We start from the raw sequence: 24,639 nt of genomic DNA, 5'->3' as shown, positions 1-24,639 counted from the left end.
TTAACAGAGGTTTCCGTCAAGCTCGCAAAAGTACATTGGCTCCTACAAATCATACATGACTGTAAAAAGCCAGTAACGTTTCTGAATAAAGTATTCATAAGTGCTAATCAGACTTTCAGAAAACGAATCTCTTCTAATGCCTGTGGTGTTGAACAGGTTCATTCCTTCAACTTTGAACTCCCATGCTGAACCCTCTTTTCTATATCTTAACTCTGCATCCATCAAATCGAACTGTTGCGTAGGGTTTGTTTGAGATACATAGCTGTTGTATTCATAGTCTACTTCTAAAGAGAAGCCTTTCAGGAAGTTAAATTCTAGATTGGCAAAAGGTTGATGATTTTCAAATTTGCTGGAAGTGTTATTTCCTTCATAATTACTCAGAGAAACAGAGTAGCCGAAATCTAAGAATAGCTTTTTAAACAAGGTAGTACTGAGTTTGGCTTTGTAACTCTCCACAAAATTGATGTTCTCATTAGGGGTGTCGCTAATGATATTGTTGCTAATGCTTCTGCTCCAATTTGCATTAAGACTTGCTCTAAAGTCGTCAAAGCGCTTTTCTATATTGGCGTAGCCTGTTACGGCTTCGTTGGTAGTGTTAATATTGGTTGGGGTGTTTACTCTTTCTAGGTTATTGAATTCTACAATATTGGTAACATCATCTAGCCTTTTTGCATAGTTCAGCCCTCCATAAATATTGAGGAAGTTGTACATGTTAAAGTTGAAGTAGTTGATGTTTACTGTATGGTAAAGGCTATTCATCACGTTCACGTTTCCTCTAAAAAGTGAGTTGTAACTTCTTACAATAAGACCTTCGGCATAGTTCTGAATGTCGGTAAACTGAGCAGCTACATCGTAATTAAGTGTAAGTGAATGAGAGCTTCTGAAGTTATACTTTGCGTTTAGAGCAGGCAAAAGCATAGTTTTATCGAAGCCACCAATAAAGTTGTTTTGATCTGCATTTACCTGATACCTGTGTAGGTTTAGTGATGGAGTAAGTACAAGATCGTTGAACTTCGTTTTGTATAATAAGCCCACGTAGTAATCTTCAAACGTGTAGTCTACCATATTCATTAAATCAGTCTGATTGAATGTATTGGTAGTTCCATCGGCCAATCTTTCGAACATGCTTGAGGTCAGGCTCTGGCTAGAATATGTGTTTCCGACCTTCAGGTTGATGTGATTGGTCTTATTCAGTACACGATAGTAGTTGAGGGCAGCTTCTTGTTTATTGGTGGTTACCTCTTTTAGTTGAGTAAGGTCATACGGACTATTTCCTGTCATTGGAATAATTGAGGAGAAAGGCTGACCAGAATTAATAAGGTTATAAGTCGGGTCTTGAACCTCTCTCTGGTATGATCCTTCGAATGAAAAAATATTCTTCTCATTCTGTGCCCAAAATGCCCTCAGTTGTTGTTCAATGGAGTAGGGTTCCTGAGTGGTGTTTCCTTCAATGTCATTTGATTGATTGCCGAATGTAGAGTTCTGAGAACTGTAGTTTTGAATGTCTGCTATTCGGCCGAAGGCATTATAATCTACCTGCAAATTGGGGCTTGGAGTGTATTTTACCCCAGCTTTAAAGAGTCCGGAAGAGCTTTTTACTCTTTGCTCTGAGGTTAACACCTCTTGGTTGGCGTTAGGTTGAAGAATATAGGTTCTGTTGGAAATTGACCCCATGGTGTTATCTACACTAGACCCTATAGCAAAGCCAGAAATGTTCCATTTATTGCTTGGGGCGAAATTGTAATTAAGGGCAGCGAGCTCGTTTTTTAAACTTTGTGCATTGTTTCTTTCAGCCATAGGAATGCCTAATGAGTTGCTAGAAACCTGAAATGATGAGCCAGCTCCTCTAGCAAAACTTCCAAAGCCACCAGTAAACCTGAAATAGTCATTCATGGTAAATGCCAGTTGACCAACATTGTTGGCATCGGCAATCAGGTTGATGTTGGTTTTAGCATTATAAAAGAATGAATTAATGTGGCCTAAATACCTTTCTTCTGGGCCAGCGCCAGCTCTTATATCTCCAAAAAGTATGTTTTTCTTGTCTTCTTTAAGTTGAATGTTCAGTGCCAATTGCTCGCTGTTGTTTACACTGCTTAATGGACTGATGTTGTTGTAGTTTTGCAGTACTTGTACCTTGTCTACCACATTGGCTGGGAGGTTTTTAGTGGCTAGTTTTGTATCGCCTTCAAAGAACTCTTTGCCATCTACCAGCACCTTGTTAACTGATTTGCCTTGAATTTTTACACCACCATCTTCATCTACTTCAAAGCCTGGTAAGTCCTCCAAAACATCGCCTAGCTTGCGCTCATTGCCTTGGGTAAAAACCTCTGTTTTGTAAGTAATAGTGTCACCCTGAATGAGTACTGGCATTTCACTGACCACTTCCACATCTCCGAGGTTTTGGCTGTCTGCTGAAAGCTGAATGGAGAAAGGAACGGTATTGGTTTCTTTAGCTTCATAGAGTTGTTCAAAAGGCAGAAAGCCTACAAAGCTGACCTTGATGTTGTAGACTTTTCCCTTTTCTAATGGTATTCTAAAGCCTCCTTGTGGATTAGTTACGCTGAATCCGGCCATTTTTTTACTTAGGGTGTCAATGGCTAAGACATTGGCGTATTCTAAAACTGCGCCTTCTGAATCTCTGACTTCACCGCTAAAAATTACTTTTTCTTGAGCTAAACTCATGGTAGAGAAAGCAAGGCAAAGTGTTAAGAGTAGTATAAACCTTTTCATGTTGTGAGTTTTTGACCTTTGGACTAATTAATTGCCTCCTACTTTAATGCTGATGCCTCCTTTTCCATTGCTGAATTTTTCAGTCATTTCTGCGGTTTTGGCATCAATTTCTTCTCTCAATTCAGTACGGGTTACTTTCTTTCCTTTGGAAGGCCTTTTGATTTTTACCTCTTCTTCTGGGTTTAAAATTACCTTGGTGCAGGCGTAACTCATTTTGCCATCACTAACCTCAAGAATTAAACCTGGAAGTCCCCAGTATTCATCTGGTCCTTGAGAAACAGGAATTTGAGGGGTGTACCAAGCTTCTATTTTTATAGTGTCCATTTTAACCTCTGGCACCACTTCTTCATCGGTTTTCTCACCATCACTTTGGCTGTTGAATGAGATAGTTCGGCTTTCTCTCACATCTGTGAAAACTGCTTTGTAGGCTTGGTAATTGCCTATGGTTTTTTTTTCGTCTGTAAGCTCCCACTCTCTTTTACTTAGTGTGTCGTTTACTAAAAAAGGCTTGCTGAAAACCTCGGTTTCCTTCAGATAGAGATTCTCAGATGTGTTTTTGTAGGTGGTACTTCCTCCCCCTGCCATTCTTATTACTAAACCTCCTGCCGAAGCTGTTGCAGGTCCTCCATCTAGACTCTCAACTTCCGACCAAATAGATTCCTTAAGGTTGAATTTTAACTCATACTCTTTCTGGAATTGCTTTTTCATTTGCTCCTCTATTTGTGCTTGCATGGCGGGAGTCATCTGGTCGCTCTTAATAGAAAAGCCATTCATTTTCCTTGATGATTGATAGGTGGCAATACCCTGAAAGTTTTGGGCTGTTACGGAAATAAGGGTGGCTATCATTATTCCGATAGCTAGAACGAGTTGTCTTTTGAGATTTTTCATTGGAGTGATTTTAATACCCTACAAATCTGAATTGAATAGAGAAAACAATGAGTTAACCAGTGTTAACGTGTGTTAAGCTGCCAATCAACTGATGTTGAAGTCCGTATATTTGAAGCGTGAATGCATTGAAATTCAAGCGAATAATTTATGTGATAGCTGCTACCGCCATAGTTACTATTGGGGCGCAGGTGTACAGAAGTATTCAGAATTACCAGCTGAATAAGGAGCGTTTTGTTAATGATATGCAGCAGTCTTTAGATGTAAGCTTGGAGGCCTATTTTGCTGAAATAACCAAAGATCAACTGGGGCTTAAAGTGCAGAGACTAACTGGTAATACCGGGTCAAATCTTATGATTAGAGGTGCTTGGTCTACCAACAATGGAGCTCAAGATGTAGATAAAGTTGTGCATTATCTTAACAATAGAGATTCTATAAGAGGAGCTGTTCAAAAGATGGTAGACTCTAAATCTGTATTTGCTTTTGATACAGCCTTGAACCCCTCAATGATTGAGTCTATAAGCATTTCTAGTGTGGTGTCAGACTCCAGTTCTTTACCAGAAAACCATACATATTCCAAAAGCATGGAGATTGGCTTTACAGACTCTCTGAAAAGCCTAAAAGGCTTTGCTCAGAAAATAGTACTGTCTTTATCTGGCAAGGATATTAAGCTAGATACGCTAAACAACCTTCTAGAAGAGGAATTAGATAGACGGGATATGAAGGTGAGGCATGTATTGGTGTTGTTTACCAATAAACTCGGGCCGCTGGAGGTGAAGGTAGGGTTTGACGGTAATCAAATTATGGCTTTTAAAGAGGAGAGAGATACCGTCTATTCCGAACCAAACTTTAATAGCTCTGACTATCCGCTTACGGTTGAATCTAACAATACTTTTCTTTCGAAAGATCAGCGGATAGAACTCAGATTTGAGAATGCCTCACTCAATATTCTTAAACGAGGAGGGGTAGATTTACTCATTTCATTAATAATTACCATTGTGGTGATTGGGACCATGATGTATCTGTATGGAATTATAACTGAACAGAAACAATTGGCTGAGATTAAGAATGATTTAATCAGCAACATCACGCATGAATTCAAAACGCCAATAGCCACAATTTCAACGGCTATGGAGGGAATCTCCAACTTCAACCAAATGAATGATCCTGAAAAAACTGCTAAATATGTTGGAATCTCGCAGGGGCAATTGAAAAAGTTGAACGGAATGGTTGAAAAGCTGTTAGAAACAGCTTCACTAGATTCTAACGAGCTAGAAATAGCCAAAGAAGACGTAGAAGTAGTTGGCTTTACGCGTCAGATATTTGAGAAGTTTCATGTGATTAAGGGGAGTAAAAAACTCTCTTTTCAAACCGATTTAACAGAGCATTGGCTTGAGATAGATCCATTTCACATGGAAAATGCCATTGGTAACTTGGTAGATAATGCCATTAAATATGGAGGTGATGAAGTGCTCATTAGCTTGTCTAAAACCAAAGGGCAGTTAGTTTGGCAAGTAAAAGACAGTGGAGGTAAGATTGGTAAGCAGGAGCAGCAGCGCATTTTCGACAAGTTCTATCGAATACCTACCGGTAATGTGCATGATGTGAAAGGTTTTGGCATTGGCCTTTATTACACCAAAACTTTGGTAGAAAAGCACGGTGGTAAAGTTGGGCTTTCTGTGGAGCCTAATTCAACTCTTTTTTCAATTGAATTTAACGATGACAAAGCATAAAATTCTGTTGGCTGAAGATGAATTGGCCTTAGGGACTATTGTTAAGGAAAGTCTGGAGACCCGGGGCTTCGAGGTAGTTTTCTGTGCCGATGGAGAAGAGGCAAAGCTAAAGTACGAAGAGGAAGAACCAGAAATTTTGGTGCTCGATGTAATGATGCCAAAAAAAGATGGGTTCTCCTTGGTTAAAGAGATTAGAAGGAAAGATGATCGTATTCCTATCATCTTTCTGACGGCCAAAAGCCGTACTGAAGACGTTGTAGAAGGGTTCGGCTATGGGGCTAATGATTACCTCAAAAAGCCCTTCTCTATGGAAGAGCTCATTGTTCGTATCAAAGCATTAATTGACCGGAAAGGAACAAACGGAGCTTCTGAAACGGTGGGAATCGGGAAATACTCATTCAATTACTCTAGGCAGGTTTTGAGCTTCAATGGTACTGAAGAGTCTCTTACTCATCGTGAGGCACAATTACTGAATGAGCTTTACCTACATAAAAACGACCTTACAGAACGTACGCTCATTTTAAATACGCTCTGGGGAAGTGACGATTTCTTCAATGCCAGAAGTATGGACGTATTCATTACAAAGCTGAGAAAGAAGCTATCGAAAGATGATGCCATTCAGATACTTAATGTTCGGGGCTATGGCTATAAATTGGTCTGTTAAAAGGGTGCTTTAAATAATTCTTTCCGCAGGTTAAAGCAATAAACCTCCACCTGTCAGAGCAGTTGTAATTTATTGAACAGATGTTTTTACATTCGTAATGTTCCAAGATGAAGCAACGCTCGCGTAAAATATCATCCTTTCTTTTGCTAATGTGTTTTATAGCACCATTGGGGTTTACTTTTACCATTCTAAAAGTGAAACAATGGCAAGTAAGAGAGCAGATAGAGCGCGAAATTCTACAAGGAATGGACAAAGGTGAGCTTGTTCAGTTTACCTTCTCCAAAGCAGAGGCCGAGGCCCTAGACTGGGAGCATGAGCGGGAGTTTATGTACAACGGCCAGAGTTACGATGTTGTGGAGCAAGAAGAGGTTGGAGATTCTGTTACCTATTATGTTTGGTGGGATAAGGTTGAGACAAAAATCAAGAATAAACTGGCAGAGTTAGTAGCTATGGCAATGAACCAAGATGCCGATCAGCAACAAAATCAAAACCAACTCGAAAAACTTTTAAAATCGCTGCATTACAATGGTGGTGCCCCAGAAGAGCAACCTTTTATTTTTATAGAAAATAACTCGTTCAACGAGTATATCAATTCATATACATCTCTTCGTTGGGCTCCTCCAGTTCCTCCTCCATTATTTGTTTAAACATATTCTTACTACGTGTCTCTCAGTTCTTCTGAGTAGGCTCAAACACGTATTTTTTAATGTTTAAATAGATAATCTTAAATGAAGAAATTAATTTTTCTGCTCCTGTTTCTCATGAGTTTTTTCATGGCTCAGGCGCAGGTAATCACTGTTCTTGATCAAGAAAATGAAGCCCCATTAGAGTTGGTCATGATTGTCAGTGATAGAGATAATGTGGTGCTTACCACCAACGCTCGAGGTCAGGCCGATATCTCAGAATTTGGTGGCGCAGACTCCATTCAGATTCGAATGATTGGTTATGCCACCGTTACCATGAGTTACTATGAGCTAGAGAATCAAGGCTTTCAGGTTTACCTAGTGCCAAATTCTTTAGAGCTAGATCAATTTGTGGTTTCGGCTACAAAGTGGAATCAATCTAGTGCTGAGGTTCCGCAGAAAGTGATTTCAATTACTCCGAAAGACGTGGCATTCATGAACCCGCAGACTACCGCAGACTTACTTAGCGTATCCGGTCAGGTATATGTCCAAAAAAGTCAGCAGGGTGGAGGAAGTCCTATGATTCGCGGCTTTGCAACAAACCGGCTGCTTTACACTGTAGATGGTGTGCGCATGAATACCGCCATTTTCAGAGGAGGGAACATCCAAAACGTGATTTCTCTAGATGCTTTTGCTATTGAAAGCACCGAGATATCTTTTGGTCCGGGCTCCGTAATCTATGGAAGTGATGCCATTGGCGGTGTTATGAGTTTTCAAACGTTGAAGCCAAAACTCTCAGTTACCGATCAGTTAGAGGTAACTGGTAAGGCTAATATGCGCTATGCTACAGCCAATAAGGAGAAAACTGTTCATGCAGATTTTAACATTGGGTTAGACAAGTGGGCATTCGTAACCAGTTTTAGCGGGAATATTTTTGACGACTTACGCCAGGGCAGCAATGGCCCAGAAGATTACCTGAAGCCTTACGTAGTACAAAGGGGTGGGGGTGAGGATTTGGTGTTGGAAAATGAAGATCCGCGAGTACAGAATCCTAGTGGCTACACTCAATATAATATTATGCAGAAGGTTCGCTTTAAGCCGAACGAGAATTGGGATTTTCAGTATGGGTTCCACTATTCTCAAACTTCTAGTTACGGTAGGTATGATAGGCATAATAGAATGAGAAATGGACAGCCAAGGTATGGCGAATGGAGTTATGGCCCTCAGATTTGGATGATGAACAACCTTAATGTTTCTCATAACTCCAGTTCGGTCTTATTCGATGAGATGACTATAAGACTAGCTCAGCAACATTTTGAGGAAAGCCGCAGAGATAGAAGCCTTAATAGTACAGAAAGGGCAGTGAGGACAGAAGAGGTAGAGGCCTACTCAGCCAATCTAGATTTTATCAAATCGCTTAGCGCTAGAAGTAAACTGTTCTATGGTTTAGAATGGGTGTTGAACGATGTTACCTCAACAGGGATAGATCAAAACATCAGTACCGGAACATCGCAGCCTGGTCCTTCTAGATATCCGCAAGCAGATTGGGCGTCATACGCAGCCTATGTTACTCAAGAGTATAAAGCTTCTGAGATTTTGACATTGCAGGCTGGGCTCAGGTACAATCAGTTTACGTTAGATGCATCTTTCGACACTAGTTTTTACCCCTTTCCTTTTGAAACGGCAAACCTTAATGAAGGTGCACTAACAGGAAGTTTTGGAGCAGTATTAATGCCTTCTTCTTCGTGGGTGATCAATGCCAATTTAGCTACGGGGTTTAGGTCGCCAAATGTTGATGATGTAGGGAAGGTATTCGATTCTGAACCTGGTTCAGTGGTGGTGCCAAACCCTGACTTGGAAGCTGAAACGGCTTACAATGCAGACTTTGGAATAGCTAAGGTGTTTTCTGATGTGCTAAAGGTTGAGCTGACAGGCTTTTATACCTACTTGAATAACGCAATGGTAAGAAGAGACTTTCAGTTGAATGGCATGGATGAGATAATGTATGATGGTGAGCTCAGTAGAGTTCAGGCTATTCAGAATGCAGCAAATGCCACAGTTTATGGCTTTCAAGTGGGGGCAGAATTGAAATTGCCTGCTGGTTTTAGTTTTTCAACCATGTATAATTATCAACATGGTGAGGAAGAGCTAGACAATGGAGATAAAAGCCCGATGAGGCATGCAGCACCTGCTTTTGGTGTTAGTAGGCTAAATTATTCTGCTTACAAATGGAGGCTTAGCTTATATGCAGATTATCATGCGGAGGTATCTTTTGAAGATTTGCCAGAAGATGAAAAGGGGAAAACCGAGATTTATGCAGCCGATGCCAATGGAAATCCGTATGCTCCTTCGTGGTATACTTTAAACTTTAAAGCCCAATATTTACTGAGTAACACTTTTACGGTAACTACTGGCGTTGAGAATATAACAGATCAAAGGTATAGGCCATATACTTCAGGTATTTCTGGAGCAGGGGTCAATTTTATAATAGCATTAAAGGCTAATTTCTAGTCAATTCTGAGCTCATCTGGACGTTGTTCGGGTGGGCTCTCTTTTTTTCAAAAAAATGCTCTGTTTTACACGTAGTTCAGAGGCATAATTTTGAATCTGACCACAGATTTTGAGTTCAAAATTCTTCGGGTTGTCAAGTTTTTTGACAGCAGCTATGTGTTTTTAAATACATGAATAAGTAAGTTCTTACTAAAAATTGTCCGTTTGCACTTAAAATGCTCGGAATTACAATAAAATCGCCTCTTATCCATTAGGATGTTTTCTTACATTCTATTTATATTTGGATACCTAACACCAGAAGAACTAACTTATTTTGACTACGTGTAGCCCCAGACATAGGAGGTCATTCTCCTTTATGGTTAGCGCTAGCTGTATACTTCTTTGTCTGATATTTGCTCAAGCTAAAATTCAGGCGCAAGAAATTGCAGCGAGTGGGCTCACTCTCCAATTTATCAAATCCCAAACTAGTGGTTCTGTAGATGAGGTTGCCTCCAACGTTCTGAAGGTGGTTAATCGCACAGGTCGCAGATCGGTCTTTAAGATAGAAATAGCTACTCCTCCCAATTGGTCTAGAGTTCGTGCAGAAGATAGAATGTACAATGTGGCCAATAACGATAGCCTCTTTATTCCCATAAGAGTAGTGCCAGAGAAATCGGCAACAGGAAATGTCAATTATTTTATTAATGCTACTGCCTTAACAGGAAATGGAGTTCCGTTGGCTTCAACTCCATGGTCTATGCAAGTGGTTAAGGTGTCTAGGTGGTACGCTTCGCTGGTTAAATCGGAAGTTTATTTTCCGGCAGACAAAAAGGAGGCTCAATTTCAGCTTAAGTTGAGAAATGATGGGAATTCGGCCGAAGACGTTGTGGTTTTGTTCAACCCGAATGTGAAGGTCAAAATTTTAGACAATCAAGGCAATCCATTTGCAGACAATGCATTGCCTCTTAAGCTTCCCGTAGATATAGATACTACGCTAACTTTTACCGCTCAGCTTGACGAAGAGGCTAAGAAGGAAAATTTCTTTACTGCAGGGGCTATTGATTCAGAAGAAACAAATCAATCCGAATACAAAGTAAATATTCAAGTTAAAGATGTAGCTGGACAAAGGGCTAGCTGGGGAGGAAGAGTAGATTTTAAAAGGCTAGAACAAGAGCACAAGTTTAAGTCTGAGTATGGCGAATCTAGCATTCCCATCAACGTAGAGTTTAACACATACAATGTTTTGTCTCAATTTACAAATTTCAGTCTAGATCTCAGCGGGGAGGCCGATCTTGGAGAAGATCGCTTCCTTCGCTATTACTATCAGACTATAATTTCTAGTAATAGCATTGCTGGTACGCAGTTTTTGGGCTCCTATCGCTTTGCAGAATACAGAACACCAAAGTATGCCGTATCGGCAGGAGATATTGGCCAGAATATGGAGTTGTTACTCAATGGTACTGGTGTTAAAGGCTCTTATTACTTCGATAAACTGGGAGTTTCTGCCATCTATGTAACCAGGCCGCAAAATGGCAATGTAAACAATGACTTGAGCAGTATTGGAGGTTCGGTTCGCTATAGAGTTATGCAAGGCCTAAATGCTACAGCAGAGATAGTAAACCAAGACGATGAGTTCAATCAGGTAAATAGAAACTTAGCTACCTTCAGAGCTAATTACAGGTTGCCAAACCAAAGTATTTTAGATGTTAAGCTGGGGTACTCCATGGAAGATCATCAGCCAGTGAGTGGAGATGCCTTTAAGACCCCAGGTTTTGGTGCCACAGCCCGCTATACTGGCAGAATTCAAGGGGTAAGTATTTCTGCTCAAGGCCGATATAATTCGCCAAACTACTCTTCACAGTTTAGAGGTTCAACGGACTTTAACACCAATGCACGATACAATTTAACTGATAGTAAATTCTTAGGATTAAGGGTGAATATGAACAGCCGAAACCCTGAGATATATAGTAAAGGGATACTTTTTCCGAGACGTTATTTTGCCAGAAATTCTTTTGAAGGACAATTTGGTTGGTCTACAGAAAATGGAAATTTTGTGCTTTATCCTCGCTTTCAGTACGATGAAGTATTAGATCTAAGAACCACAACAACAGGTATGGGGCTGAGCTTTGCTACCAATAAAACGCAAGAGGCCAAGCTTTATACTAGGTTCTTTTCGGGCTTTACTAAAGCGCTAGATTATGAGAACAAGCCCTACATGGTGGCGAGATGGGAAAACACTTTACGCTACAAGAACCTGAATCTTTCTGCAAGATATTATTACGGCCCTTTTAATGTATTAGACAATCTGAGGGTGGTAGAAGATGGCATTAATCCTCAATCTTTATTCCTCAGCGCTTTTGCCCAGCTTAATTTCACTAAGGCTCGTGTATCGGTTCGGCCTATGGTAACAATGGCATACGAGTCGGTTCTGGCTAGGTGGAGAATGAATATGTCTCCTCAAGTTACCTACTTCTCTAAGAATGGTCTTGAGTTTAACATGACGGTAGAATACTTCAGTATAAAACAAGGGGAGAGTCCGTTGGCTAGTGTCAATGAGTTTGGTACTCAAGCGTTCAACCCTTTCAACCAGAGCAATGCGTTTCTGCGCTTAGGGCTTAAAAAGCAGTTCAACATTAAAAAGCCTGGTAAGAAGTCGCACGACTTGGAGGTGGTGGTCTTTAAAGACTTGAATGGAAACAATAAGAGAGATCAGGGAGAGGAGTTTGAGAAAAATGTAATTGTTAGAGTGAATGGGCAGGCGCTGATGACAAACGAGGAAGGTGTGGTTTACTTCAGAAACCTTCCGGAAGGCAAGTACTTGGTAGAAAATGAATTGTTAACCAATGCTGAAGGCTGGTTTAAGTCTAAGGGCATTGAGGTTGACATGAACTCTGACCAAGCAGTTTATATCCCGCTGAAGAGAGGCGTGCAGATTGTTGGAAATATACTACTGCAGAAGGCACAATATTCAGCTTTAGGAGAAGGAGGGATGAAGCTGAATGGTATTCGTGTAACGGCTACTGATGGTAGTGGAGAAACTTATACCAGCTTGACAGATCTCTCTGGTCAGTTCAGGCTCTATGTTCCTTTCGGTACTTACACCATAAGAGTAAATGAGCAGGCTATAGATAGTCAGTTTGAGTTTGCCCAGTCGTCTTACACCTTAGATGTAAATAATTTAGGAGGAAACTACCAGTTGGCTTTCTACCTGATTGAAAAGAGAAGGCAGCTGAATATCAAGAAGTTTGATAACAACAACGATAATAAGTAATAACGATCAACATAAGAATGAAAATTAATTATCAACACAATCGAACGAGGGGGGCAGCAGTAATTGTACTGCTGATGTTCCTATCATTTTTTGATGCTTTCGGTCAGAAAATCTCCACTTCGCCAACACGGTTGAACTACAAGGTAAGCCCGGGTGGGTCCTCGACTGGACTGATTACGGTGACGAACAATGCCGAACGTAGACAAACCTTTACGGTAGACTTTGGAGACTTTGATGCTTCACGTGCAGGTAAGAGTAAATTCCTTTCTAAAGGAGAGATGGCTCGATCTTGTGCAGATTGGTTAAGTGCCACACCGGCTTTATTTGAATTAGATCCGGGAGAGTCGCAACAAATTAGAGTTGTGATGGATGTTCCCCAAGATTCTACTGCTTTAATGGCTCGCTGGGCTGTAGCCTATATTAGGCTTAGCGAAGAGAGACAAGGGCAGCAAGAAACTGGTGATGGTCTAATTGTAAATTTAAATCAGGCGTATCGTTTTGGCGTTTATGTTTTCCAAACGCCTCCCAATGCTGTATATGCAAAAGGAGAGTTGATAGACTTCAAGCAAGACGAAGATCAGCTGATACTTAGGCTTAGAAATGTAGGAGAAACATTCTTGAAATGTAATTCTTACGCTGAGTTTACCAATCTGCAAACAGGCGAGATTAGCCGTCTTAAACCGAGAAACTTTACCGTGTTACCTGCTAGTAATCGCGATGTCACCTTTTTAATTCCTAAAGATTATCCACCGGGCAAATATTCTGTTCTGGGTGTGTTGGATTATGGAAATAGGGATGAAGTGGCGGCTGCGGAAATAGAAATAGAAATTAAAGAAAAAAGTAAAGAATAGATGGGCGCACTTGAATTTCTCATATGGCAGTTTTCAATACTACTCACTAAAAAAGGAGACGAAAAAACTGAGAAATTTCTAAGTGATATTTGTATATATGAATATAAGTCCATATATTCACATGTCTAAACTTTTAACCTAAACATTAATACTCATGAAAAGATTACTAAACATTAAGGCGTTTGCCGTAGCGGCAGTTCTTGCCCTAGTTTTATCGAACAGTGCAAACGCACAAGTTTTACCAGACGATAACGAATTCGTTTATGTAGCTATGGATCTTCAAGGTGTGTTGGATCTAACATTGGCTACAGACCCTAACGTTGAATTCACTTTCAACACTATTCCTAGCTATGTAAATGGTATCATTAAGCCAAACGTAACTGAACTAAGAGTAGAGTCTACTGTGCCTTGGGATCTTTACGTTCAGGCTGAGACTGCTAACTGGGCTCAGTTGCAAGCATTCTCAAGTGCTGGTACTTCTACAGTTCCTTCTACTTTGTTAGAAGTAAGAGTAATTGATGGTGCAGGTACTTCTGCTCTTCCAAACTTTACTGCTCTTACTGATACAAGATTGGATATTGTAGGTACTGTTGCTGCTGGTGACGGTGTTGCTGCTGGTTCTTACCTTACAACTCCTGATTCTCACTTCTTCAGAGTAGACTACAGAATTATCCCTACTTTGACTGCACAATATCAGGCTGGTTACTACGGTTTGAACGTGATTTACACGCTAGCTGAAGACCTTTAAGAATTTTAAGAAATACAGATTTACTAAGACGTAGTAAATAAGTTAGTTCGATTTATGTTGATTGGTAAAAGGGATAGCATCAAATGTTATCCCTTTTTATATATTTATATTGCTTAATTTCGCATATGATCAGAAGGTTGCTCCTTCTTACTGTCTTTCACCTTTTTGCCTCTTATTGTTTTGCCCAGTCATTGGACATTTCTATTACAAGAGGTACTGACTTAGACTTTACCTTTACCACAATACGCCAATATACCAATGGTGTTATTAGGCCAAATGCCACAGAGTTTAGAGTTGAGTCTTCTGCTGAGTGGGACCTTTACGTTGGTGCTCAAACTACCACCCCAGGTCAGTGGGATCTACTCACGGCTTATTCAAGCGCAGGTTCTTCAACCGTACCGGTTTCTATTTTGGAAATAAGAGCGGTAAGCCCTGGCGGAACCTCACAACAAAATAACTTCTTTCAACTCAGGGATGTATCTAACCCGGTTTACCTCATTGGTTCTGGAGCCGATGATGCACTGGTTAATTCGGGTGTAGGAACCAATGCCCCTGGTGATGGCTCTAATAATCCTTTCACCCACCGATTTAGAATTGATTACAAACTAACCCCTGGAATGGGCTATCAGCCAGGTGTCTATTCTCTGACTGTAGTCTTCACTATAGCTGAAGATTTGTAGTTCCCTCTTTCAAACACCTTTTACAAGCTTTATATTCGGCCATAAATCTAGAAGGAAGAAAAATCTCTGGATTGTATTTAAACCATAAAGTTGTTTTCATTGCTATAGGTTTCAACCCTAACCCTAAAGGGAAACCCAAGCCTATTGAATTGCCCCCTTTAGGGAATAGAAGGGTTGCTGCTTTCAACTTTATGGTTCGAATTTGTTGAATAGAACTTAATTGCATTAAAACTATGGCCATTAATATCTCTTTGTTAAAACGAATCTGTGAAGTTGCCGGTGCTCCGGGTTATGAAAAACGTGTTCGTGATTTGGTGATTCAGGAAGTGAAAGATCATGTAGATGAACTTCGTGTCGATAATCTGGGTAATGTAATTACCATTAAAAGAGGTAATAACAACCCTGAAGGAAAGAAAGCCATGGTGGCCGCACACATGGATGAGATTGGCTTTATTGTGACCCATATCGATGATAAAGGCTTCGTACGATTCCATACGCTAGGTGGCTTCGACCCGAAAACCCTAACCGCTCAACGAGTGATCATTCACGGTAAAGAAGATGTAATAGGTGTAATGGGTAGTAAGCCCATTCACGTAATGAGCCAAGAAGAGCGCCAAAAGGTAGCGAAGACCTCAGACTACTTCATAGACCTTGGAATGTCTAAAGAAGAGGTAGAGGCTGTTATTTCTATTGGCGATCCAATAACTCGCGAGAGAGAGCTAATTGAAATGGGTAATTGTGTGAACTGTAAGTCTATAGATAATAGGGTTTCTGTCTTCATACTCATTGAGGCACTGAAGAACCTTCAAGATCAGCCTTACGATGTTTATGGTGTATTCACTGTTCAGGAAGAAGTGGGAATAAGAGGGGCAAATGTTTCTGCTCACAGTATTAATCCTGATTTCGGTTTTGGTCTAGATACCACCATTGCTTTCGACTTGCCAGGAGCTCAGCCTCATGAAATGGTGACCAAATTAGGTGAAGGTGTAGCAGTGAAGATCATGGATGCTTCTACTATTTGCGATTACCGCATGGTAGATTTTATGAAGAAGACAGCGGATAAGAGAAATATTCAATGGCAGCCGGAGATTCTTACTGCAGGTGGTACAGACACTGCGGGGGTTCAAAGAATGGGCAAAGATGGAGCCATTTCAGGCGCTATTTCTATTCCAACACGCCACTTGCACCAAGTAATAGAAATGGCCGATAAAGATGATATTCAAGGAGCTATTGATCTACTGATTGCTTGTCTACAGGAGTTGGATGGGTATGATTGGAGTCATTAGTTTTTAATCAACTCAAGAATATCGTCTGTAGTTGAGTTCAAGTAATGTTGGATAGTAAGTAAATTATTCAGGATAAGTTCAGATATATTCTGAGTGGTGAGGTTTCCTGTATTCAGATAAATGACTTTGGGAGGTGTCCCATAAAGAGCATTCAAGTCCACAAAATCCGAATCGAATGTAACTACAGCAAAACCATTTCTTTTTGCATGTTCAAAGATTTTTAAGTCTGATGAATCTTCCAATCCTACAAATCTTACTTGAGTGCATTCCGAGAAATCGTTAGGGAGTTTCTTAAGGATTTTTGGTGATATGTTTTGATCAAAAAGGAGCTTCACTTAACCGAGATCAGTCTTCTTTCTTTATCTGCAGCGTAAGCCAGACATGCATCTATCATTTTGTCACTGATCTCTTCAAAATCAGACTTGATGTCTTCTCGGCTCATTCCATTGGATAACCAGTTGAGTACATCATAAACCGATATTCGAGTGCCCTTTATAGTGGGTTTACCAAATCGCTTATCTGCTCTGATTTCTAAAAACTCTTGATAGTTCATGTTAGTGAAAATACGAAATCTAATCTTAGAAGTTAATATAAAGTATAGATAACCTTGCTGTTAGGTTGCCTGCCTGTAGGAGTTGGATCAGTATAATTGGAGTCATTAAGATTTCCCCAACTTCAAGCCCAAATAAGCTAATCCCATTCCTACCATTACACTTAGTCCGATGTAGAGAATAGCTTGTATTGGTTTTTGCTCAAGTAGTAGGTTGTTGCCTTGCATGGCGAAAGTAGAGAAGGTGGTAAAGCCACCGCAAAAGCCTGAGATAAGGAGTAGATTGGTGCTTTCGGTCAGGTACTTTTCGCCCTGAGCCCAGCCCATAAATAGGCCAATAAGAAAACAGCCAAGCATGTTAACTGCAAAAGTGCCGTAAGGAGAAAAGTTGAGAATTTGCTTATGAAGTGCTTCTTGAACGAGAAACCTTAAAGCGCTGCCAAGTCCACCGCCAAGAGCCACTAAAAGCACATTCTTGATCATTCTTTTACCTCTAATTTAGGCGCTTTCTTCTTAATGTATTTATACACTTTATCGTAATCACTGTTTTCTTGGTTAGTGATTTTCACAAAGCCTTTGTTCTTGAAAACAAGCTTCAACTCTTTGAACTGAGTCTTGTTGGTTTCGATAATTACTTCTTGCCAGGCTCCAAGTTCTTTAATACCCTGAACCGACTTATAGAATCTGAAAGGATAATAAACATGGACCTGATCGTGACTGATCTTTAATACTTTATAGTTGAATAGCAGTTTGTAAAGTAAGACAGATGTACCTAATAGTAGAACGCCAAGCACAATGTACTTCCATGTGGCTGGTTCTTCTAGTACATGACGCATTAAATAAACGGAGCCCATTCCGCAGATAAGTGTGCTGGTTATTAAGGCGAAAATGGTTTGGCGTTTAGGGCGCGAGATAATCATAGCTTCGAAATAATTAAATCTTCCCTGAATTGGGAAATATGCGGCTGAATTTCATCAAAGAACTGCTTAAACTCTGCTTCGAACTCATCGTAGTGAGCCACTAAGTCTTGAATGGCCATTTCAAGGTTAGACTTGAATTTGGTCCTTCTCGATAGTCCAGTAAGCGCTCTGTGAAGACCTTCCTTTTTGGCGTAATTCGTCAACCAGTCTCCCCTAATCATGTAGGGGAGCATGTTCTGGCCACGTGGAGGAATTAAGTCCCAGTGGTTTTGCAGAAGCGCATACTTCTGTTGAGCAAACTCATTCAGCTTAAGAGAGTGATATTTATTGAAGTTGATAGCCAGAAAATGATCGTAGTACATGTCTACAATTACCCCAGCATAATGCCTGTATTTTTCGCGAAGCTTGTCTTTGCTTTTAAGTACTATGGGGTGGCTATCCGTATAGCTATCTATTTCTCTGTGAAGAATCACCCCTTTGGCTACCAATTCAGGTAGATAGTCTAACTGACTGCCTTTAACAAAGTCACCCATAAAGTTGCCTACGGTGAGTTCTTTATGGTTGTCTGATAAATAGAGGTGAGCTAAAAAATTAATATCTGAGTCTTTTGTTGATTAAGATTTTCGGAACACGTTCCTGATCTTAAGATAGTCAACAAAGTACACCATTCTTACAGTTATTGTATCAAAGTTTGATGCTGAAAATGTATTGCTGAAATTATTGAAGAAATCTAAATGAGTGTTTAGGTCGTCTGTGCCAATGGCTCTCTTCCAGATTACTCGAATTTCACTTCCTGGAAGAAACTGCCAATTATACTCCATATCTATATTAAACTGATTGAAGTTTCTGTTGTGCAAAGGATCTCCTGTTGTGGCATCAATTCCAGTATACTCAATGTCTCTAAGTTCATCATCTTCCGTGATTTCTAAGAAGTCGTTATACTCCACTCGGCTCCAATAGTGTCTCAAGCGGAAGGTTAGGCCCATTCTGTTGGTGAAAATATAGCTAGAAGAAAGTGTGTTGGTTAAGTTCCTAACATCTCTTACACCAATGACTACATTTTCAAGATTGCCACTATTATCGTATAAACGAGTTACGTAACCTCTTTCATTAGCACGGTTAGAGAATTCTATGTTGTGGTCTATCTCTGCTCTTGTTCCAATTCTTACTCTGCCTGAAATATTTCCGAATTGATCTGTTTGGTTCCAGTCTGGACGGTTCCAGTATCTATATCTGGTAGAGATCCGTACATTTTTACGACTGTCTGTGCTCAATCTGCCTCCTACTGAAAAGCTCTCTGGTCTTTCAAATACATAGCCCTCTTGTCTTGCTTCAAAGAAATCATAAGAAGTAGTTGGGGTAGTATTAGCATCTAAAGACACGCTCCAGAAGTTTTTAAACGTACCATTGAAACCACTGCTTATTTGGAATTCGGCAAACTGACTTGGGTTATATAGCCTGTTATGTTCAAACCTTAAGCTGTAGCTATAATTATTGAAAGCCCCTTTTGGCTCAAATTGAGTGTAAGAAAGCCTGGCATTATGTTCTAGTCTATTCGCTCTTCTTAAAAAACCTAGGTCATTAATGTCATAATCGTCTGTCTCTAGGTTTCTGCTTATGTTGAATTGAAAGTTGCCTCTTGTCTTTGAGAACTGTAGGTTGTATTTATAGCCAGTTTTGCTGGAGGTTGCACCGGTTTCTAACCCGTAAGAATTAATATGACTATAGGCATAGAAACCTCTAAGCCTCCATGTAAGTGTTTTGTCATTAAGGTTAAGGTTCACGCCAGTTACATTCGCATCATCAGCATTTTTGCCTCTCATTACGTTAGTATTAGTCAGCGTTACACTAGAGTTGTTCTTAAGGTTCTGGTCTAGAACAATCACATTAAAGTTGGTAAGTGGGTCGGCTTCAACTTCTCTAGTTTCGCCAGTCTCATTATTTTCAACCGTAACATAGGTTCTGTCTGAAATGGCATTGAAGAAGCCAATACCTAGTCCACCATTTGTTCGACCTGTAATTTTCGAGGCATTGATTAGTTGTGCTGCTTGAGGACGACTAATAATTGATTCGTTATCGTCAATCTTTTCCGTGATGTTACGAAAGGTACTTCCTATTCTTCTAGAATAGAATAGCCCCGCCTTGTTGAAGAGCTCTACTCCCTCTGTGAAGAACTGGCGGTTTTCATTGAAGCGTACTTCGAAGGGAGAAAGGTTCAGTACTTGGTTGTCTGATCTTACACCGCTAAAGTCTGGAATCAATGTAGCATCTAGAGTGAATGCATCATTAATGCCGTACTTAATATCCATTCCACCATTTAGTTGTGGGTCTACAAAACCTGTTTCAGAAGTTCTGCTGAACACTGTAGATACATATGGATAAAAGAATAGACGAGTTGGAGTTTCTATGTTCTTAAGGTTAGTAACTGAACCAGCTTGATTTAGGTAGCCATCAATCTGAGGGTCGATAGGGTTCCAAAATGAGTCTTCATTTAAGAAGGTAGATTTTCTCATGAAATTAATTCCCCATTGCTGGATTTCATCTGAGTTGAATCGAAGAACTGCATAAGGTATTTTGAACTCAGCTGTCCAGTGGTCGTCATTAATTTGGGTATTCGAAAGCCAAACGGCATTCCAGTCATTATCATTTCCCCAGACTCTTTCATTTCCACCGTTAGAGTAAAGTGCATCATATTGTACACCAGCAACGGTTACAAATAAACCCACACCGTTAAGTCCTGCCTGAAAGGGGTCTATGGTTACCCCAAAATAGTCTGAGTTACCGATGTTGTCTCTATTGGTTAGGAGGTTGAAGACTTGGTCGCGCTCCTCATATATTTTAGCTGCTATGTAAAGAGCTTCATCATCGTAAAGCAATCTTACTTCTGTTTTTCTTTCAGAAGGCTGGCCAGGGTTTGGTCTTCTTTGAATAAAGTCTCCAAGTATCGGAGCTTCGGCCCATGCAGCCTCATCAAATACCCCGTCTATTTTAATGTTGTCGGTCGTTCTTACCGCTTCAAAGGTCTTTTTTACCTGCTGGGCAGTGGCCTCTAAAACACTTAGACAAACAGCAATTAGTATTAGTAGTTTTTTCATTTTTCGTTCAGCGCATCCTATCAAGTAACAGGCAAAAAACGTATTTGTTGATTGCGCACAGAATTACATTTATCCAAATCGGTCAATTTACGGTTTGAATGGTTGCCGTTCATGTAAGTGTCTGTTATACTGATAATTAAGATTTAGCAGATGTGAGTTGCTTAATTCAGTTGAATCGATTGCAAATTGTACTTTTCCTTTTCTTATCACTGGACTCTTTTATTTAGTGCCGAATATTGTTTGGGCTGAAGAGCAAGGAAAAAATCAATACTTTTGCCCAATATTTATGATGGACGTTTACAGCAAAGCTCTGGCAGATTTTTACGCTGGAAAAACAGAAGATGGTTTATGGCTCAATACTTCTTATGGAGACCCAGAAGAAATGCCTTTGTGGTATTTTTTTAGATCTTATGAGGAAATGCCAGACTTAGAAAAAATGGCGCTTTCGGTTTGTGAAGGTAGAATTTTGGATGTTGGGGCTGGTACGGGCTGCCATTCTTTGGTGCTTCAGCATTTTGATAATGAGGTAACAGCTATTGATACAGCTGCTCATGCGGTGTCAGTAATGAAAGAGTCCGGTCTTAAGAATGTATTGCATCAAGATTTTTTTGAACTAGAAAATCAGAAGTTCGATACGTTGCTCTGTTTGATGAATGGACTAGGTTTTATAGGGAAGTTAGATAGGCTTGAGTCTTTCCTAAATAAAGCTGAAGAGCTGCTCTCCGAAGAGGGACAGGTTATTTTAGATAGTAGCGATATTTCTTATCTCTATGAAAATGCTCAAAAACCATCGGATAGATATTATGGTGAGGTAAGCTTTCAGTATGAATATAAAGGAGAAAAGGGAGAGTGGTTTGATTGGCTCTATTTAGACCAAAATACGTTAGTTGATAAAGCCGATAAGTTGGGCTGGCATACCTATATACTTCACCAAGATAACGACCAGTATTTAGCTAGATTAATAAAGAAATAGCGATTTCATTCATTTAGTGAAATCGCTAAATATCTATTTTACAGTGTGTTAAAAATCCTGTGGAGGTGTTCTGCTTAGGCGTTCTCCTCTTGCTTTAACTGTTTTTCGTAAAGCTCTTTGTACACCCCTCCTTTAGCTAATAAGGATTCATTGGTGCCATGCTCAATGATTTTACCTTCATCTAAAACGATAATTTTATCGGCAAGCTTAGCAGAGGAAACACGATGGGAAATAATTACCGTTGTTCTGCCCTTCATTATTCTAGATAAGCTATTCAGAATAGTGTTTTCGGTATTTGTGTCTACTGCAGAAAGTGCATCATCTAGAATAAGCACCTTTGGATTTCTAACAATAGCTCTGGCTATGGAGGCTCGTTGCTTTTGTCCGCCAGAAAGTGTTATCCCTCTTTCTCCCAAAATGGTTTGTAGCCCCTTAGGGAAATCAGTTATGTTGTCATAGAGGTCTGCATCTTTGGCGGCTTGTTCCACATCTGCCAAACTAATGTTGTCACTTCCAAAAGCAATGTTGTTCTGTATAGTGTCTGAGAATAAGAAGACTTCTTGCGGTACATAACCCATCTGACTTCTCATGCTTGAAATATCGAAGGCCTTAATGTCTTCTCCATCTACTGTAATAGAGCCAGATGTTGTGTCATACAGCCTTAACATTAGGTTGGCTATTGTGCTCTTGCCCGACCCAGTAGTTCCAATAATGGCAATTGATTCTCCAGCCTTTACACTAAAGGAGATTCCATCTAATGCTCTAATGCCAGAATCAGGATAGTCGAAAGATACATTGTTGAAGGCTACATCTCCTTTTAAGTCTCTTTCTAAGTTCTGAGTGCTCTCAATGTGATTCTTTTCTTTTAAGAACTGATTGATTCTTTTTTGAGAGGCTGCCGCTCTTTGGTTAATACTGGTTATCCATCCTAGGGCAGTCACAGGCCAAGTGAGCATGTTTACGTAAATCACAAATTCGGCAATGTTTCCATAGGTGATTTCTCCTTTTATCACTTGGCTACCGCCTACATATATGGTTAAGAGAATGCTTAGTCCTATTAGCGCCATTATTAGAGGAAAGAACAGCGAGTTCACAAAGGTGAGCCTTAATGATCTGTATTTGTACTTTTCACTTTCGGTAGTAAACTTTTCGGCAGAGTCTTTTTCACGAACAAAGGCTTTTAATACTCTTATGCCCGAGAATGCTTCCTGAACGTATGTTGAAAGATCAGACAAGCTCTCTTGAATTTTTTCAGATCTTTTGTTGATTACATTATTTACAAAATAGATACTGAGTGAAAGTATAGGCAGTGGAAGTAAAGCATATATGGTTAGCTCTACATTTACCTTCAACATTTCATAAATAACCATGGGGAACAACACCAATAGGTTAATGCCGTACATGATTCCTGGGCCTAAGTACATTCTTACCTGACTTACGTCTTCAGAAATTCTGTTCATCAAGTCGCCCGTATTGTTCTTTCTGTAGAAGCTCAGCGGAAGGTTTTGATATTGTTCGAAAATCTCATTTTTCAGATCATATTCTACCTTTCTACTCATTACAATAATGGTCTGGCGAACTAAAAACAGAAAGAATCCCCTTAAAAATGCCATCAATATCATAATGGCTCCCAGAATGAGAACACCAACTTCTAGCCTTTCAAAGACAGATTCACTTAAGCTTGTGCCTTCGTATAATCGATAAACTCTGTAGCTATCGGTAACATAGTCAATGGCGTAGCGCACCACTTTGGCAGGCCAAACTCCAAAATAGTTGGAGATAACCAGAAAAATAAAGCCCAGAATGAGTAGGTGCTTGTATTTGTAAAGGTACTTATTAAGGTGTCTGAGTTCTTTCACGATATTCTTAACAGCAGTGTTCCGTTAAAGGTTGCCTCGAATCAATATCCTTAGAAGATGTTAATCTTTTGGTTACTTTTGCGGCTGTGGCTAAAAACCGTAGCCGCGGCAAATATAAAGTAAACTATGTTATGAATGTAATGGAAGAAATTAAGGCCGAGGAGCAAGTCCGAAGTGTCTCAATTTTCAAAGAGGCAGCTAGTTTAGGGCACGAACAATTAGTGTTCTGTAACGATGAAGCTACTGGATTGAAGGCTATCATTGGTGTTCACAATACCGTTTTAGGACCAGCTTTGGGAGGAACAAGGTTCTGGAATTACGCATCTGAAGAAGAGGCTGTGATAGATGTATTGAGGCTTTCTAGAGGAATGACTTACAAGGCAGCGGTATCGGGTCTTAACCTTGGAGGAGGTAAGGCTGTGATTATTGGCGACCCTAAGAAGCTTAAGAATGAAGCTTTCTTGAGAAGGTTCGGAAAGTTTGTAAATAACCTGAATGGTAAATACATCACGGCAGAAGACATGAACATGAGTACCAATGACATGGAGTATATTGGTATGGAAACTAAGCATGTTACAGGTTTGCCAGTAGAAATAGGCGGAAGTGGAGACCCTTCTCCTGTTACAGCATATGGTGTTTACATGGGTATGAAGGCCGCAGCTAAAAAGGCATTTGGTTCAGACTCTTTAACAGGTAAGAAAATCTCTGTTCAAGGAGTGGGCCAAGTAGGAATGCACTTGGTAGAATACTTGGCTAAAGAAAATGCTCAGGTGTTCATTACAGATATTAATGAAGAAAGACTAGCCAAAGTGTCTAAAGATCATGGCGCTACAGTAGTAGGTATGGATGAAATCTACGATTTAGATGTAGATATTTATGCGCCATGCGCTATGGGAGCCACCATCAATGATGATACATTGAATAGAATAAAGGCTCAGGTGATTGCAGGAGCTGCCAACAACCAGTTAAAAGATGAAAATATTCATGGAAAAATGTTGGTTGAAAAAGGTATGGTATATGCGCCTGACTTTGTAATCAATGCGGGTGGAATTATTAACATCTCTTCGGAGCTGAAGGGAAGTTACAATAAGCCACAAGCGTATAGTTGGACCGAAAAAATATATGATACAACTCTCAACATCTTCAGAGTTTCTGAAGAAGAGGGAGTTCCAACTCAGCAAGCGGCAATGAAAATTGCAGAAAAACGCATCGCTGATGTCGGAAACGTAAAACTTTCCATTTAAATAACAGTGAGTGGTTGGAAAAACCACTCACTGCTGT

The 24,639-nt window shown here is 40.0% G+C and carries 20 protein-coding genes; 11 read left to right on the top strand and 9 right to left on the bottom strand.

The window, feature by feature from the left end:
- Positions 1-42 precede the first annotated feature (42 nt).
- Both AWW68_RS00630 and AWW68_RS00625 read right to left on the bottom strand, forming a co-directional pair.
- A complete protein-coding gene (locus tag AWW68_RS00630; RefSeq protein WP_157717464.1) occupies positions 43-2,730 on the bottom strand; it encodes a TonB-dependent receptor in 2,688 nt (895 codons plus the stop codon).
- Positions 2,731-2,757: 27 nt separating this feature from the next.
- Positions 2,758-3,618, bottom strand: coding sequence for a GLPGLI family protein (locus AWW68_RS00625; RefSeq protein ID WP_068215514.1), 861 nt, complete (start codon positions 3,616-3,618; stop codon positions 2,758-2,760).
- 125 nt (positions 3,619-3,743) lie between these two features.
- Here AWW68_RS00625 and AWW68_RS00620 point away from each other — a divergent pair, with 125 nt between their 5' ends.
- The 9 genes from AWW68_RS00620 (at position 3,744) to AWW68_RS00575 (ending at position 15,961) form a co-directional block, all read left to right on the top strand.
- Positions 3,744-5,348 carry a sensor histidine kinase gene (locus tag AWW68_RS00620; protein ID WP_157717463.1) on the top strand — a complete coding sequence of 535 codons (1,605 nt, stop codon included), beginning with the start codon at positions 3,744-3,746 and terminating at the stop codon, positions 5,346-5,348.
- Entirely contained in the window at positions 5,335-6,012 is a 678-nt protein-coding gene (locus AWW68_RS00615; RefSeq protein WP_068215509.1) for a response regulator transcription factor, read from the top strand. The genes AWW68_RS00620 and AWW68_RS00615 overlap by 14 nt, the downstream gene beginning before the upstream one ends.
- 107 nt (positions 6,013-6,119) lie before the next feature.
- A complete protein-coding gene (locus tag AWW68_RS00610; protein WP_157717462.1) occupies positions 6,120-6,659 on the top strand; it encodes a hypothetical protein in 540 nt (179 codons plus the stop codon).
- A gap of 81 nt (positions 6,660-6,740) precedes the next feature.
- On the top strand, positions 6,741-9,146 hold the full coding sequence (locus tag AWW68_RS00605; protein ID WP_068215507.1) for a TonB-dependent receptor plug domain-containing protein: 2,406 nt from the start codon (positions 6,741-6,743) through the stop codon (positions 9,144-9,146).
- A 505-nt stretch (positions 9,147-9,651) separates the two neighbouring features.
- Entirely contained in the window at positions 9,652-12,396 is a 2,745-nt protein-coding gene (locus tag AWW68_RS00600) for an MSCRAMM family protein (protein ID WP_157717461.1), read from the top strand.
- A gap of 17 nt (positions 12,397-12,413) precedes the next feature.
- Positions 12,414-13,247 carry a fimbrial biogenesis chaperone gene (locus tag AWW68_RS00595; RefSeq protein WP_157717460.1) on the top strand — a complete coding sequence of 278 codons (834 nt, stop codon included), beginning with the start codon at positions 12,414-12,416 and terminating at the stop codon, positions 13,245-13,247.
- A gap of 154 nt (positions 13,248-13,401) precedes the next feature.
- Positions 13,402-13,995: a hypothetical protein gene (locus AWW68_RS00590; protein WP_068215501.1), complete on the top strand. Its 594-nt coding sequence runs from the start codon at positions 13,402-13,404 to the stop codon at positions 13,993-13,995.
- Between the two features lie 125 nt (positions 13,996-14,120).
- Entirely contained in the window at positions 14,121-14,675 is a 555-nt protein-coding gene (locus AWW68_RS00585) for a hypothetical protein (RefSeq protein ID WP_068215499.1), read from the top strand.
- 233 nt (positions 14,676-14,908) lie between these two features.
- Complete coding sequence (locus tag AWW68_RS00575; RefSeq protein ID WP_068215495.1) at positions 14,909-15,961, top strand: M42 family metallopeptidase; 1,053 nt, start codon at positions 14,909-14,911, stop codon at positions 15,959-15,961.
- Here the strand turns inward: AWW68_RS00575 and AWW68_RS00570 are convergent.
- The 6 genes from AWW68_RS00570 to AWW68_RS00545 form a co-directional block, all read right to left on the bottom strand.
- Positions 15,958-16,296 (bottom strand): DUF5615 family PIN-like protein, encoded by a 339-nt coding sequence (locus AWW68_RS00570; RefSeq protein WP_068215493.1) that lies wholly within the window; start codon positions 16,294-16,296, stop codon positions 15,958-15,960. The genes AWW68_RS00575 and AWW68_RS00570 overlap by 4 nt on opposite strands.
- Entirely contained in the window at positions 16,293-16,514 is a 222-nt protein-coding gene (locus AWW68_RS00565) for a DUF433 domain-containing protein (RefSeq protein WP_068215489.1), read from the bottom strand. The genes AWW68_RS00570 and AWW68_RS00565 overlap by 4 nt, the downstream gene beginning before the upstream one ends.
- 105 nt (positions 16,515-16,619) lie before the next feature.
- Positions 16,620-16,994 (bottom strand): fluoride efflux transporter CrcB, encoded by a 375-nt coding sequence (gene crcB, locus AWW68_RS00560; protein ID WP_068215488.1) that lies wholly within the window; start codon positions 16,992-16,994, stop codon positions 16,620-16,622.
- Positions 16,991-17,431, bottom strand: coding sequence for a hypothetical protein (locus AWW68_RS00555; protein WP_068215486.1), 441 nt, complete (start codon positions 17,429-17,431; stop codon positions 16,991-16,993). The genes crcB and AWW68_RS00555 overlap by 4 nt, the downstream gene beginning before the upstream one ends.
- Positions 17,428-18,027: an acyl carrier protein phosphodiesterase gene (locus tag AWW68_RS00550; protein ID WP_068215484.1), complete on the bottom strand. Its 600-nt coding sequence runs from the start codon at positions 18,025-18,027 to the stop codon at positions 17,428-17,430. Before AWW68_RS00550 ends, AWW68_RS00555 begins: the two co-directional genes overlap by 4 nt.
- 18 nt (positions 18,028-18,045) lie before the next feature.
- Positions 18,046-20,526, bottom strand: coding sequence for a DUF5916 domain-containing protein (locus AWW68_RS00545; RefSeq protein WP_068215482.1), 2,481 nt, complete (start codon positions 20,524-20,526; stop codon positions 18,046-18,048).
- Positions 20,527-20,752: 226 nt separating this feature from the next.
- Here AWW68_RS00545 and AWW68_RS00540 point away from each other — a divergent pair, with 226 nt between their 5' ends.
- Positions 20,753-21,499, top strand: a complete 747-nt coding sequence (locus AWW68_RS00540) for a class I SAM-dependent methyltransferase (RefSeq protein WP_221405958.1) — start codon at positions 20,753-20,755, stop codon at positions 21,497-21,499.
- A gap of 74 nt (positions 21,500-21,573) precedes the next feature.
- On the opposite strand, the gene AWW68_RS00535 is transcribed toward AWW68_RS00540, so the two are convergent.
- Positions 21,574-23,358, bottom strand: a complete 1,785-nt coding sequence (locus AWW68_RS00535; RefSeq protein ID WP_068215480.1) for an ABC transporter ATP-binding protein — start codon at positions 23,356-23,358, stop codon at positions 21,574-21,576.
- 140 nt (positions 23,359-23,498) lie between these two features.
- On the opposite strand from AWW68_RS00535, the gene AWW68_RS00530 reads away from it, so the two are divergent.
- A complete protein-coding gene (locus tag AWW68_RS00530; RefSeq protein WP_068218375.1) occupies positions 23,499-24,602 on the top strand; it encodes a Glu/Leu/Phe/Val family dehydrogenase in 1,104 nt (367 codons plus the stop codon).
- The last annotated feature ends 37 nt before the right edge of the window (positions 24,603-24,639 follow it).

Source organism: Roseivirga spongicola, assembly GCF_001592965.1.
GTDB lineage: Bacteria > Bacteroidota > Bacteroidia > Cytophagales > Cyclobacteriaceae > Roseivirga > Roseivirga spongicola.
Note: the sequence above shows the minus strand (reverse complement) of the source record. Positions and strands in the feature narration are given on the sequence as shown.